Genomic DNA, 13,936 nt, shown 5'->3' with positions numbered 1-13,936 from the left:
GAGGAGCAGATGGCCCGGGCAAAGCAGAACGAGCAGGCCGCGACCGTCCGGACCGCCACCAGCAGCCGTGGTGTCCGGACCGTGTCGAAATCCACGATGGCGTTGATGGTGGCGTCCGCCCTGGGCCTGTTCTGGGCCGGCGTCGAGATGACCGGCAACGGCACGGCGATGTACGCGTACGGCTTCTTCTTCACCGAGTTCTTCGCCGGGGTGGTCGCCCTGGTGGCGCTCAGCCTCACCGTGATGATGGGCCTGCTCGCCACCGACCGGCTGGTCCTCATGATCCGGCACCGGGTGCTGCTCCAGTCCGCGCACCGCGCCACCGGTGTCCTCGGCGTCGCCGGCCTGGTGTTCCACGTCATCACCAAGATCGCGATCGGCCGGGCCGGTCCCACCGACGCCGTGGTGCCGTTCATCGGCGGCAGCGGGCTCTACGTCGGCCTCGGCACGGTGGCCGCGTTCCTCATGGTGAGCGTCTTCTGGACCGGCATCGTCCGGGTCCGGTTCGCCGGCGTCGGCCCCAAGTGGTTCTGGCGCAGCCTGCACTCCCTGGCCTACCTCTCCTGGCCGTTCGCCCTGTTCCACGGGCTCAACGCCGGTCGCGCCGCGAAGTCCTGGGTGGTGCTCAGCTACCTGGCGTGCGTGCTGCTGGTGGTGGTGGCGCTGATGGTGCGGCTGTCGGTCTACCTCGGCAAGCGCACCCGCGAGCAGCAGCAGGCCGCCGCCCTGAACAAGGCGATGACCGCCAAGGCGGCCGACGAGGGCAAGGGCCGGACGCTGCTCAGCGGGCTCGGCCGCAAGAAGGAGGAGGAGACCAGGGACAGCCGGACCAGTTGGGCCGAGACCGCCCTGGCCCCGTCCTGGAACGCGCCGACCGGCACCGCCCGGCGACGCGACCCCGAGCGGTTCACCGTGCCGGTGGTGCCCGAGCCGGGCACCCTGCGCGAGCCGGTGCGCGGCGGTCGCAGCACCCGGGAGGCGGAGCCCACCCCGCGCCGCGAGCGCGACCTGGAGCCGGCGGCCCGCCGCCGGACCGTCGAGCGCGACGAGCGCGCCGAGCGGCCCCGCCGCCGCGACGAGGACGTGGCTCCGGTGTCGGGCAGCCGTCGTTCCCGGTACGAGGAGGAGGACGCCCCGGTCTCCGGCGGTCGTCGTTCCCGGTACGAGGAGGACGTGGCGCCGGTGTCGGGTGGCCGTCGCTCCCGCTATGAGGAGGACGTCGCCCCGGTCTCCGGCGGTCGTCGTGCGCGTTACGAGGAGGACGTGGCTCCGGTGTCGGGTGGCCGTCGTTCCCGGTACGAGGAGGACGTCGCCCCGGTCTCCGGTGGCCGTCGTGCGCGCTATGAGGAGGACGTGGCTCCGGTGTCGGGCAGCCGTCGTTCCCGCTATGAGGAGGAGGACGCCCCGGTCTCCGGCAGCCGTCGTTCCCGGCGCGACGACGACGTGGCCGCCCGCTACTCCGCCCCGCCCCGGCGGCGCACCGACGCACCCGAAGAACCGTGGGACAGCCCGAGCCGTTGGGAGGGGTCCAACCGGCCCGTCTCGGCCGAGCCGATCTCCGCCGCCCCGCGTAGCGGCTCCGGCCGGCACAGCGTCGAACCGGACGTGCCGGAGGAGCCGGACTACTGGCGTCCGCCGGCCCGCTACGTCGCCGACGACGTCCCCGTCGACGACACCCCGACCCTGGTCGACCTGGCCTCCCGGCGGGCGCGCAAGGCCACCGGCGACGGCCGGGGCCGACGCAAGGGCAAGGCCAACGCGGACGCCGTGGACGGGGCGTACTGGGCGGGGCTGCGCGGTGAGGCCAAGTGATGCGGACCAAGGTCCCCCCGGTCGCCTGCGTCGGCGAGCCCCGGCTGACCGCCGGCTTCGCCGAGTTCGGCCGGCTCGACCTGATGGCGCACGAGACGGTGCACGGCCCGATCGGTCCGATGGAACCGGCCAACCTGCTCCGGCTGGCCGAGGCCATCCAGCTCAAGGGCAAGGGCGGGGCGGGCTTCCCGTTCTACCGCAAGTTCAAGGCGGTGCTGGAGTCCTGCGAACGGCAGGACCTGCCTGCCGTGGTGGTGGTCAACGCCACCGAGGGGGAGCCGGCGAGCTGGAAGGACAAGGTGCTGCTCACCCGGGCCCCGCACCTGATTCTCGACGGTGCCGCGCTGTCCGCGTACGCGCTGGACGCCGAGGAGATCGTGCTCTGCGTCGCCGACGACCTGATCGGCCGGGACTCGCTCACCGAAGCCCTTGCCGAGCGCCGGATGCCGGTGCCCACCAGCATCGTCACCGTGCCGCACCGGTTCATCTCCGGCGAGGGCGGCGCACTGGTCAACGGGATCAACGGGCTGCCGCACATCCCACCGGGCACCAAGAAGCGGTCCAGCGACTCGGGCGTGCGTAACCTGCCGACCCTGCTGTCCAACGCCGAGACGTACGCCCAGGTGGCCATCGCCGCCCGGCTCGGCCCGTACGAGTACGCCGCCCTCGGCACCGACGACGAGCCGGGCACGGTGCTGCTCACCGTCACCGGCCAGGCCAAACGCCCCGCCGTGGTGGAGTGCGCCGCCGGCACCCCGCTGCGGGACATCCTCGAACTCTGCGAGGTGCCGGAGGGGCCGGGCATCCTGATGGGCGGCTACCACGGCCGGTGGATCACCTGGGAGGCGGCGCAGCGGGCCGAGATCACCCGCAGGAGCCTCACCAGCGTCGGCGGCACCCTCGGCGCGGGCATCATCATCCCGCTCGGTCGGGACACCTGCCCGCTCGGCGAGGCCGCCCAGGTGGTCCGTTACCTGGCCGGGGAGTCCGCCGGGCAGTGCGGGCCGTGCAAGCGCGGCCTGCCCGACCTGGCCCGCGCCGTCGACCTGGCGGTCTCCGGCAGCGCGCCGGTGGAGGTCGTCCGGGCCGCCGCCGGTGACGTCAAGGGCCGGGGCGCGTGCAGCCACCCCGACGGTACGTCCCGTTTCGCGCTCTCCGCGATGGAGGTGTTCGCCGACGACCTGCGGCAGCACACCACCGGCGAGGGGTGCGGCAAACGGGTCAAGGGCGTGATGGGGCTGCCCGGTGCACCCGACGCCGACCCGCGCATGCTCACCCTGGACTGGTCCCGCTGCGACGGGCACGGGCTCTGCGCCCACGTCGTGCCGGACTTCATCCGACTCGACGGCAACGGCTACCCCGCCTTCCCGTCCACCCCCGTGCCGACCTGGCTGAAGGAGGGGGCGATGAAGGCGGTCAAGGTCTGCCCCGAACTCGCGCTGCGGCTGGTCGAGGTCAAGTAGCACCACCGAGAGGAGCACCGGATGCGGTCGTCGTCGTACCCCAGCAACGGGCCGGAGGGGCGCCCGGCCGCCCGGCTCGCCGTCGCCGCCGCCGCCCTGGCCGGCACCCTGCTGGCCGCCTCGGCGTGCGCCGTCGGGCCGACCACGGCGCAGCCGGCCGCCGAGGTCGCCGTCCCGCTCGCCACCGCGTCGTCCGCCGTGCCCACCCCGACCGCTGCGCCCACTCCGACCGGCGCACCCGCCGTGGTGCCCGACGCGCTGCGCTTCACCGCCAGGACCCTCGACGGTACGGCGTTCTCCGCCGCCGCCCTGGCCGGCCGCCCGGTGGTGCTCTGGTTCTGGGCACCCTGGTGCGCCACCTGCGCCAGCCAGGCCTGGACGGTGGCCGAGATCGCCCCGAAGTACCGGGACACCGTGCCGATCGTCGGGGTGGCCGGGCTCGGCGAGCAGAAGGCGATGCGCAGCTTCGTCACCGAGTTCGAGCTCGGCGGCACCACCCAGATCGACGACCGGGCCGGCGCGCTGTGGCGGCGCTTCGAGATCGTCGAACAGAGCACCTTCCTGATCATCGATCGGGAGGGGAAGGTCGTCCACCAGGGCTTCCTCGACGGTGAGGACCTGACCCGCCGGGTCGCCGCGCTGGCCGGCTGATGACTGGCCCGCTGCTGCTCGCGCTGACCGCCGGGATGCTCGGCGCGGTCAACCCGTGCGGCTTCGCGATGCTGCCGGCGTACCTGTCGCTGCTGGTGGCCGGGCCGGCGGACGGCCGGGGCGCGATCGGCCGGGCACTCACCGCGGCGGCCGGCCTGACCTGCGGGTACGTGGTGGTGTTCGGGGCCTTCGGGCTGGCCGTGGCACCGCTGGCCGACTGGCTGCGCCCCCGGCTGCCCTGGCTGACCGTGACGCTGGGGCTGGGCCTGCTGGCGCTCGGGGTGTGGCTGCTCGCCGGCCGTCGGCTGCCCACCCCGCGCCCGTCGGCCCGCGCGCCCCGGCTGACCCGGTCGCTGCCGTCCATGGCGCTGTTCGGCATGGCGTACGCGCTGGCGTCGCTGAGCTGCTCGATCGCGCCGTTCCTGGCGATCGTGGTGACCAGCCTCCAGGCCGGCTCGACCCTGCGCGGGCTGGCGCTCTTCGTCGCGTACGCGATTGGGATGGGTCTGGTGGTGGCGGTGGCGGCGCTCGGTGTGGCGCTGCTGCGCGGCCGGGTGGTGAGCGGGCTGCGCGGGGCCGGTGCCTGGGTGCCCCGGCTCAGTGGCCTGGTGCTGCTCCTCGCCGGCGGCTACGTCGCCTGGTACGGCTGGTACGAGGTCCGGCTGGCCCAGGGCCGGCACGACGCCTTCGGCGACCCGGTGGTCGTCGGTGCGGCCCGGGTCCAGCGGACCCTGGTGACGGCGCTCGACACGGCCGGCCCGGCGGTGCTGGCCGCGACGCTGGTCGGGCTGCTCGCGGTGGCGGCGCTGCTGCACCGCCACCGCACCCGGGCAGGCGACGCCGAACGGACCTGAGGTGCGGCCGTCCGGTCGGGAGTCCCGGTCGGCCGCCCACCCGGAACCTCAGCGCAGCGGGGTGAGCCGGTCGGTGCCCAGCCGGTCGCGGAGCACCTCGGGCACCAGCACCGAGCCGTCGGGCTGCTGGAACTGCTCCAGGATGGCCGGGAAGAGGCGGCTGGTGGCCAGCGCCGACCCGTTGAGGGTGTGCACGAACCTGGTCTGCTTGCCGCCCGGCTCGCGGTAGCGGATGGCCGCCCGGCGGGCCTGGTAGTCGCCGGCCCAGGAGACCGACGACACCTCCTTGTACTTGCCGGTGCTCGGCATCCACACCTCGATGTCGAGGGTCTTCTTCATCGACGCGCTGGCGTCACCGGCCGACAGCAGGCTGCGCTGGTAGTGCAGGCCCAGCCCCTCCACCAGGCTCTCCGCGTGGGCGAGCATCTCCTCCAGCGCCGCGTCGGCCTGCTCCGGCAGGGTGAACTGGAAGATCTCCACCTTGTTGAACTGGTGACCGCGCACGGTGCCGCGCTCGTCGGAGTGCGAACCGGCCGCCTCCCGCCGGTAGCAGGGGGTGTAGGCGAACGCCTTCAGCGGCAGCTTCGAGGTCTCCAGGATCTCGTCCTGGTAGGCCCCGAGGATGGCCGTCTCCGAGGTGGGCAGCAGGAACTGCCCGCGCGGGGCGGACTCCCGGTCCAGGTGGTAGACGTCGTCGTAGAACTTCGGGAACTGGCCGGCGGCGAAACCGGCGGTGTCCAGCAGCAGGTGCGGCGGGAGCAGGAACTCGTACCCGGCCCGTACGTGCTCGTCGATGAACCAGTTGATCAGCGCCCACTCCAGCCGGGCGCCCAGGCCGGTGTACATCCAGAAGCCGGAGCCGCCGAGCTTGACGCCCCGCTCGTGGTCGACCAGGCCCAGCGCGCGGCTCAACTCCACGTGGTCGCGGACCTTCTCGATGACCGGTGGCTCACCGAAGGTCTTCACCACCCGGTTGGCCTCCTTGCCGCCGGGCACCACGTCGTCGGCGGGCAGGTTGGGCAGCTCGCTCATCGTGCCGTGCAACCGGGACCGCACCTCGTCCAGCTGGGACTCCAGCTCGGCGAGCTGCTTGCGCTCGGCCTCCGGCGCGGCGGGCTCCGGCGCGGTGCCGGCCCGCTTGGCCTGCGCGTACGCCCGTGCCTCGGCCTTGCGGCGCTGCCGCTCGGCGTCGATCTCGGTGATCAGGGCGCGACGCTCCTGGTCGAGTCGCTGGATGTCGTCCAGGACCCGGTTGACCTCGGCGGGATCCAGTCGCTTCGCCAGCGCGGTCGCCACCGTCTCGCGATCCTTCCGGATCAACTCCATGTCGAGCATGCTGCTCCGTACGCTCCGTCCAGGCGGTCAGGTGGGACCTCACGATGCTACCGTCGCGCCCCCCGGCCCCCGGCCCCGCCCGGAGTTCCCCGCACCCCCGCCGCTCAAGCGCACGCCGGCACCGGTTGGGCACGCGGCACCGGTTGGGCACGCGGTGCCGATTGTGCGTGCCGATGTCGGCGTGCGTGCCGGCACGGGGACCTGCGTCCGGCCCCACGGGAGCCGACCACCAGACCTTCCGTTACCCACGGTGTTGTCAGCGGTTCCGGTCTCCGTCTTCACGCTCAGTGATCGCGCTGGTCGCCGCCCCACGGCATTCTGCCAACCCGCTCACCGCCTCATCCCCTTGACCAGGGGATTGGCTCAGTGGCTTCATCGCCCCCCACTTCCCTCCCTCGCCCACTTTGCTCTGCCGCCCTCGGCGCGACGGTCACTTGAGGTCACCGTCGCCTACGAGGCAGCAGAGCAAAGTGGGCGGAGGGGAGAGGGTGGAGGAGGAGGGAAGTCACGGTGCGTGGTCGTGTGACGAGTGTTGGTGGTCCGGTGGTGGTTCGCGGGGTGGCCCGACGTGGGGACCATTCGGTACGGCGCGGGGAACCGGTGACCGCCGGCGGGGTGGAGGCCTGGCCGGCGGGCGGCACCGTCAGAGGCGGATCGGCATCAGGATCGAGAAGGTGTCCTCGTCGTCCGGGCGGCGGACGGCCAGCGGGGTGATCGGGCCGTCGAGCTCCAGCACCAGCTGCGGGCCGTCGGCGGCGTCCAGCGCGTCGAGCAGGAAGTCCCCGTTCACCCCGACCAGCAGGTCGGCCCGCCGCGGTCCGGCCAGTTCGGTCGCGTCGACCAGGCGCAGCCCGTCGCGGTCGTCGATCCCGAGCACCGTCACCGGCAGCGGCACCCCCTCGTGTTCCCGGGTGACCGTGGGGGTGCCCGCCCGCAGCGCGGCGCGCAGGGTCGCCGTGTCGACCGGGATCCGCCGGGTCGGCACGCCAGCCGGTCGGTGCAGCAGCCGCCGGTAGTCGGCGAACTCGTACGGCAGGACCGGCGCGCCGGCCCCCGCGTCGCCGACGGCGATGTCGACCCGCTCCCCGGCGATCGTCAGGCACGCCTCCGACGCGCCGGTGGCGGCCAGCAGCGCCCGGAACTCGTCGACGGCCGGCACCGGGAGCAGCGCCCGGACCGGCGGGCCGTCCACCCGACCGGCGGCCCGGCCCAGCGCCATCCGGTACCGGTCGGTCGCGACCAGCCGTACGCCGTCGGACTCCACGTCCAGCAGCACACCGGCGAGCACCGGCAGTTCGGGGTCGTCGCCGACGGCGAACCGGACGGCGTCGACGGCGGCGGCCAGGGCGGCGGGGGGCAGCACGATTCGGGTGGTCATCGGAGACTCCTCGGGATCGATCAGGGCACGGACCCGGGAGAGTTCGCGGCGGGCGTCGGCGAGACCGTTCTCCAGCCGGCGCAGGTGCGCGTCGAGCAACCGGCCGGCCCGCGCCGGTTCGTCGTCCCGCAGCCGCAGCACGGCGGCGATCTCGGCCAGCGGCATGCCGACCCGTCGCAGACCGGCCACCAGCTGGGCCGGCGTCACCTGCGCGTCGGTGTACCAGCGGTAACCGTTCACCGGGTCGACCAGCGACGGGGTCAGCACCCCGGACCGGTCGTAGAACCGCAGCGCGCTGACCGTCAGGCCGCTGGTCCGGGCCAGCTCGCCGATACTCCGCAACTCGCTCTCCACGCCCATGATGCTGTCGCCTCAACCAGGTCGAGGGTCAAGCCCGCGCCGGCAGCACCCGGAACGTCATCCCGGCCTGCACCAACCGGTCCAGCAGCGCGTCACCCATCGCGGCCACCGGGGTCAGCTGCCCGGCCGTGGCCGGCAGGTCGTCGTACGCCAGGCAGAGCGCCGACTCGGCGAGCATCTTGGCCGTCTCGTCGTAGCCCGGATCGCCGCCGGAGACCTCGGTGCGGACCGTGCGGCCGCCGCCCGTGCCGACGAACCGCACCCGGAACCACGACCTGGCCCGCTGCTCCGCGCTCGGCCCCTGCCCGGAGGCCCGTCGGCCGAGCAGCCAGCGCCGGGTCGGCGGCAGCCGCACCAGCCCGACGAGACCGGCCATCCCCACCCCGGCCAGCAGCACCGTCGGCAGCCGCCGGACGGCGGCGAAGTGCCGGTACCGGAAGTCCGGGCCGTACTCCGGCAGGGCGGCGGCCGACCGGCGGACCACCTGCGGGTCGATGGTGGGCAGCGGCACCGCCCACATGCCGGTCGCCGCCGAGCGGCCCACCCTGCCGGGCACCGCCCGGACCCGGCGACCGTCCGGTCGGGGCTCGACCGCCCGGCGGGCCAGCGCCGCACGCTTCGCCTCCCCGGTACGCGCGAACGCGGTGAGCGCCGAGTGGTACGTCCCTGCGGAGAACTGCCCCCCGGCCCGGACGAACCCGTCCACGGCGATCGGCCCGTCCGCCGGCAGGTGCCGGACCGTGTACCAGACGCCCAGGTCGTGCGGGACCGAGTCGAAACCGCAGGCGTGCACCAGCCGGGCACCGGTGCGTACCGCCTCGGCGTGGTGCCGCACGTACATCAGGTCCACGAACTCCGGCTCACCGGTGATGTCGAGATAGTCGGTGCCGGCGGCGGCACAGGCGGCGACCAGCGGCTCCCCGTGGTGCACGTACGGCCCGACGGTGGTGGCGAGCACCCGGGTGCCCTCGGCCACCGCGCGCAGCGACGCGGCGTCGGTGACGTCGGCGGTGAGCAGCGGCAGCGCGGCCAGGGCCGGGTCGATGCCGGTGAGCCGGTCCCGGACCGCGGCCAGCTTCGCCGGATCCCGTCCGGCCAGCGCCCAGCGCAACCCGGCCGGGGCGTTGCGGGCCAGGTACCCGGCGGTCAGCCCGCCGGTGAAGCCGGTCGCGCCGAACAGGACGATGTCGTACGGGCGGTCGTGGGGCATCCGCCGAGTGTGCCACCCGCGCCCGGCCGTCACCTGGTGGGCGACCCGACCGCCCGGCCGTCCGCTGGTGGGCGGCCCGACCGGGCGGCCGTCACCCGTGCGGTGTGAAGACCGCCCGGACGCAGCCGTCGGCCCGGTCCCGGAACAACGCGTAACCGGCCTGGCCCTGGTCCAGCCCGAACCGGTGCGTCGCCAGGTGCTCGGTCCGCAGCTCGTCGCGGGCCATCCGCTCCAGCAGCATCGGAATCCACCGCTGACCGTGCTGCCGGGCGCTGCGCAGGGTGAGCCCCTTGTGCATCACCGCGCCCAGCGGAAAGGAGTCCACGAAGCCGCTGAAGCTGCCCGAGACGAAGACGGTGCCGCCCTTGCGGCAGGCGTGCACCGCCTCCCGGACCGCCAGCGGATCCTCGACCGGGCCACCCCGGCCGGTGAACCGGTCGGCGAGCGAGATCGGACGGCCACCGCCGTCGGCCACCCCGGCCGCCTCCACACAGACGTCAGGACCCCGGCCGCCACTGCGTTCCCGCAGTTCGGCGGGGACGTCGGTGTGCTCGTAGTGCAACGTCTCGGCACCGGCGTGCCGCTCGGCCATCAGCAGCCGGTCCGGATACCGGTCGATCACGATCACCCGGTCCGCGCCGAGCGCCGTCGCCGCCTGCGCGGTGAGCTGCCCCACCGCCCCCGCCCCCCAGACCGCGACCACGTCACCGGGGCGGACCGCACCCAGCTCGGCCCCCATCCACCCGGCGGGGGCGGCGTCCGAGGCGAAGACCGCCCGGTCGTCGCTGATCGGGTCGGGCACCGCGAACGCCCCGACGTCGGCGTACGGCACCCGGACGTACTCGGCGTGGCCGCCGGCGAACCCGCCCGCCGCCCGGGGGTGGCCGTAGCAGCCGCCGGTGGGCTGGCCCCAGGCCGCTTCGGTGGCCGTCCCGGTGGTGGTGCCGTTGTCGCAACAGGAGTAGAGCCGCTGCCGGCAGTACCAGCAGTTTCCGCAGGCCACGGCGGCGCAGACCACCACCCGGTCGCCGACGCGGTGCCGGCGTACCGCCGGTCCGACCTCGGCCACCTCGCCGAGGAACTCGTGCCCGAGCACGTCCCCGGCGGCGAGCCCCGGCACCCGGCCGGCGAGCAGCGGCAGGTCGGCCCCGCAGGTGGCGCTGCGCCGGACCCGGACGATCATGTCGTGGGCGTTGCGCAGCTCCGGGTCGGGCACCTCGCGTACCGCGAGCTGGTCGGCGCCCTCCCAGCACAGCGCCCTCACCCGGGCACCACCGGGCGGACGGCGACCGGCCGGTGGTGCGCCGGCCGCTCGGCGACGGGCCGGTCGGCGCGCAGCTCCTCGCCGGTCTCGACGAGCTGCCGGACCGCGCGCAGCACCTGCCGCAGGTAGCCGTCGGGATCGTCGCCGACCAGGTGGGCGGCCATCCCGGGCAGGGCGGCGACGCCGTCGAGCGGACGGACCGCCAACTCGGTGCCCCGACCGCCGGGTGCCGGCCGCAGGTCGACCTCCACCGCGTCGGCGAGCGACCGCAGCGGCTCCGGCCACCGCCCCTCGGGCAGCAGCTCGACCGCCGGTACGCCGACGGTCACCACCTGCCAACGACCCGATCCCGCGCCGGCTCCGGCCGCCGGTCGGCGATGCCACCACCGGGGTACGCCCAGCCGTCCCATCCGTACCACCCGCCTCTCCCGTCGGAGCGGTCTGTTCCGCGCGGCCCGTCCCGTCCGGTCGGTCGTCCGGTCCGGCCATGGTCGGCGGCGGCCGGGTGAACCGCACTCGTCCCGAAGGGGTGAACCGGGCCGCGTCGGGTAACCGCCGCCGACCGGGGGAGGCCGTGCGGACGGGGGTGGGACGGATGCCGCAGCAGCGCACCAGCACCGGGGGCGGCGAGACGTCCGGCGGCCCGCCACTGCTGGCGTCCCGGCTCGCCCCGCCCGCCCTGCCAGAGCCGATGCTCTGGCGACCCCGGCTGCTCGGCCTGCTCGACGACGGGGTCGCCGGCAGCCTCACCCTGGTCCGGGCACCCGCCGGCTGGGGCAAGACGACGCTGCTCACCGCCTGGGCGCGCGGGTCGGACCGAGACCAGGGCCGGCAGCAGGAGCCACCGGCCTGGGTGCAGGTCGAGGCGGGAGACAGCGGGGAACGGCTGTGGGCCTACCTCGCGGCGGCCCTGCGCGAGGCGGGCCGGGCCGGGCCGACCGCGTCGTCGACGGTCACCCCGCCCCGTCCCGAGCAGGTGGAGTCGCTCGCCGCGGAGCTGGCGACCCGGGAACGTCCGGTCCGGCTGGTCCTCGACGATCTGCACCGGGTCACCGATCCGGCCGTGCTCACCGGGCTGGAGTTCCTGCTCCGGCACGCGGACGGGCGGCTACGTCTCGTCGCCGCCGCGCGGGCCGACCTCCCGCCGGCCCTGCACCGGCTACGACTGGCCGGCGACCTGACCGAGCTGGGGCCCGACGACCTGGCCTTCACCGTCGACGAGGTGGCCGACCTGATGGTGGCGCACGGGGTGCCGCTGCCGGCGGCGGCGGTCGGACGACTGCGGGAACGCACCGGCGGGTGGCCGGCCGGCCTGCGGTTCGCCGTGCTGGCCGCCCGGCAGCAGCCCGATCCGGCCCGGTGGGTGCAGCGGTTCGGCGGCGACCATCCGGACGTGGCGGCGTACCTGCGCGCCGAGGTGCTCACCCAGCTGCCGCCGCCGGCCCGGGAACTGCTGCGGCGCTGTGCCGTCGGTGGCGCGGTCCGTGCCGACCTGGCCGACACGCTGACCGGGCGGACCGACTCCGGTCAGGTGCTGGCCGGGCTGGTCCGCGAGGGCGGATTCCTGCACCGCGACGACAGCGACCCGCCCTGGTACCGGCCGCACCCCATGCTGGGCGACCTGCTCCGGCAGGAACTTGCCGCCCTCGACGAGCGGGAACGCGGCGAGCTGCACCGCCGGGCCGCCGACTGGCACGCCGACCACGACCGACCGGCCGACGCGCTGCGCCACGCGCTCACCGCCGGGCAGTGGGACCGGGCCACCGAGCTGCTGCTGACCCACTGGCCGGAGCTGGTGCCCTACCAGACGTCGCAGGTGCCACCGCCACCGCCACCGCCGGCCGAGGCGGTCCGGCGGGATCCGGAGCTGGCGTTGGCGGCCGGCACCGAACGGGCGTACGCGGGGGACACCGAGATGGCGACCTCCCGGCTGCGGGACGCGGTGGCGGCGGCCCGCACGCTGCCGGTCCCCCGCCGGGACCGGTTCCGCCGGCTGGCCGGGGCACTGGAACTCACCCTGGCCCGACTGGCCGGCGACCATCCGGAGGTACGCCGCAGAGCCGTCCGGCTGCTTGCCGTCGGTACGGCTGATGCCGGCATGGCGAGAGCGCCGATGCGGGACGGTCCACCCGCTCCCTCCGGCATGGCGGATGCCGGCACGGCGGGAGCGCCGATGCGGGACGGTCCACCCGTTCCCCCCGGGGTGGCGGATGCCGGCGTGGCGGGAGCGCCGACGGACGACGACCCCCGGACCGGGGAGGACGCGGACGTGGGGGCGGTGGCGGGCACCGCGCTGGGGCTGACCGACCTGGCCGAGGGGAACCTGGTGGCGGCCAGGACCCGGTTCGCCGGGGCGCTGGCGGCGGCCCGGCGGTCCGGTCGGCCCCGGACCGAGCTGGTCGGCGCGACCCGGACGGCCCTGCTGCTCGCCCTCGCCGGCGAGCTGTCGCCGGCCGAGGAGACCGCCCGGGCGGCCCTGGCCATGCCACCCTGCCAGGGCTGGTCGAGCCGGATCGACTGCGGGTACGCGCACCTGGCGCTGGCCCTGGTGGCCCTGTACCGGGACCAGCCGGCGGAGGCGACCGCCGAACTGGCGGCGGCCGGTGCGGCCCTCGGCACGGTCGGCACCGACCCGGCGGTGGCGACCGTCGAGCTGGCGGCGGCCGGTGCGGCCGGTGGCGTGGTCGACACCGACCCGGCGGTGGCGGTCGTCGGTGCGGTGGCGGCGCTGTGCCGGGCGGCATTGTTGCGCGACTCCGGTGAACCGGCAGCGGCCATCGAGGTGGCGCTACGCGCCCGGAACGCGCTGTCCGACGTCAGGGAAGCGGCCGGGGGCGGGGAGCTGGCCGACCGGCTGCTGGCCGTGGAGGTCGACGTCCGTGGCGAGCAGGGCGATCTGGACACCGCCCGTCGGCTGCTGGCCGAGCGGGCCACCCGGCAACCGGACCCGACGCCCGTGCTGGCCCTGGCGCTGGCCCGGGTGGAACTGCGGGCCGGTGACGTCCGGGCCGCCACCGGCGCGCTACCCGACTGGGATGCCCCGGACGCCGCCGACTGGCCGCTGTCGGTACGGCTGGCCGCCGGTGTGCTGGACGCGGTGCTGTCCCGGCGGGCGGGTGACGGACGGCGGGCCGGCCGGCGGTTGGAGCGGGTGCTCGACCTGGCCGGTCGACACGGCCACCGGCGGGTGTTCACCCGGGCCGAACCGGAGGTTCGGGATGTGCTCGCCGCTCACCTGGACTCGGGCACGGCGTACTGGCCGCAGGTCAGCGAGCTGGTGCGCGATGCCGAGACACCGGCAGGGCAGGGAGCGGGCGGCCCGCACCGGGGCGCCGGCGAGACGGTGCCGGCGCTGGGGGAGCCGCTCACCGAGCGGGAACTGACCATCCTGCGCTACCTGCAGAGCATCCTGTCCAACGTGGAGATCGCCAGTGAACTGTCCCTGTCGGTCAACACCGTCAAGACGCACGTACGCAACATCTACCGCAAACTCGACGCCACCCGCCGCCGCGAAGCCGTCCACCGAGCCCGAGCCCTCCACCTCCTCTAACCAACCCCTCCCCACCGTGCCCATCCCACCCAGCCCTCCTCGCCCCGCCCTCCGTGCCC

The 13,936-nt window shown here is 75.2% G+C and carries 10 protein-coding genes; 5 read left to right on the top strand and 5 right to left on the bottom strand.

All coding sequences use genetic code 11. The features are described 5' to 3' along the window. The first annotated feature begins 9 nt into the window (after window positions 1–9). The 4 genes from O7625_RS30035 to O7625_RS30020 are packed head-to-tail and all read left to right on the top strand — an operon-like array spanning window position 10 to window position 4,780. Window positions 10–1,812, top strand: coding sequence for a hypothetical protein (locus O7625_RS30035; RefSeq protein WP_282343337.1), 1,803 nt, complete (start codon window positions 10–12; stop codon window positions 1,810–1,812). Next, window positions 1,809–3,275 (top strand): NADH-quinone oxidoreductase subunit NuoF family protein, encoded by a 1,467-nt coding sequence (locus O7625_RS30030; protein WP_067309415.1) that lies wholly within the window; start codon window positions 1,809–1,811, stop codon window positions 3,273–3,275. The genes O7625_RS30035 and O7625_RS30030 overlap by 4 nt, the downstream gene beginning before the upstream one ends. A gap of 21 nt (window positions 3,276–3,296) precedes the next feature. Then, a complete protein-coding gene (locus O7625_RS30025; RefSeq protein WP_282343335.1) occupies window positions 3,297–3,926 on the top strand; it encodes a redoxin domain-containing protein in 630 nt (209 codons plus the stop codon). Next, entirely contained in the window at window positions 3,926–4,780 is an 855-nt protein-coding gene (locus O7625_RS30020; protein ID WP_282343333.1) for a cytochrome c biogenesis protein CcdA, read from the top strand. Before O7625_RS30025 ends, O7625_RS30020 begins: the two co-directional genes overlap by 1 nt. A gap of 48 nt (window positions 4,781–4,828) precedes the next feature. Here O7625_RS30020 and serS read toward each other — a convergent pair whose 3' ends face one another. The 5 genes from serS to O7625_RS29995 form a co-directional block, all read right to left on the bottom strand. After that, a complete protein-coding gene (gene serS / locus O7625_RS30015) occupies window positions 4,829–6,115 on the bottom strand; it encodes a serine--tRNA ligase (protein WP_282343332.1) in 1,287 nt (428 codons plus the stop codon). 643 nt (window positions 6,116–6,758) lie between these two features. Beyond that, complete coding sequence (locus tag O7625_RS30010; RefSeq protein ID WP_282347145.1) at window positions 6,759–7,835, bottom strand: MerR family transcriptional regulator; 1,077 nt, start codon at window positions 7,833–7,835, stop codon at window positions 6,759–6,761. Between the two features lie 46 nt (window positions 7,836–7,881). Next, window positions 7,882–9,063, bottom strand: a complete 1,182-nt coding sequence (locus O7625_RS30005; RefSeq protein WP_282343330.1) for a saccharopine dehydrogenase NADP-binding domain-containing protein — start codon at window positions 9,061–9,063, stop codon at window positions 7,882–7,884. 91 nt (window positions 9,064–9,154) lie between these two features. Further along, window positions 9,155–10,327, bottom strand: coding sequence for an alcohol dehydrogenase catalytic domain-containing protein (locus O7625_RS30000; RefSeq protein WP_282343329.1), 1,173 nt, complete (start codon window positions 10,325–10,327; stop codon window positions 9,155–9,157). Further along, window positions 10,324–10,737 carry a hypothetical protein gene (locus tag O7625_RS29995; protein WP_282343327.1) on the bottom strand — a complete coding sequence of 138 codons (414 nt, stop codon included), beginning with the start codon at window positions 10,735–10,737 and terminating at the stop codon, window positions 10,324–10,326. Before O7625_RS29995 ends, O7625_RS30000 begins: the two co-directional genes overlap by 4 nt. A gap of 185 nt (window positions 10,738–10,922) precedes the next feature. On the opposite strand from O7625_RS29995, the gene O7625_RS29990 reads away from it, so the two are divergent. Next, window positions 10,923–13,877, top strand: coding sequence for a LuxR C-terminal-related transcriptional regulator (locus O7625_RS29990; RefSeq protein WP_282343326.1), 2,955 nt, complete (start codon window positions 10,923–10,925; stop codon window positions 13,875–13,877). Window positions 13,878–13,936: the final 59 nt, after the last annotated feature.

Origin of the sequence: Micromonospora sp. WMMD714 (assembly GCF_029581315.1) — a bacterium.
GTDB classification, from domain to species: domain Bacteria; phylum Actinomycetota; class Actinomycetes; order Mycobacteriales; family Micromonosporaceae; genus Micromonospora; species Micromonospora rifamycinica.
This window is presented reverse-complemented; position numbering and strand designations above follow the sequence as displayed.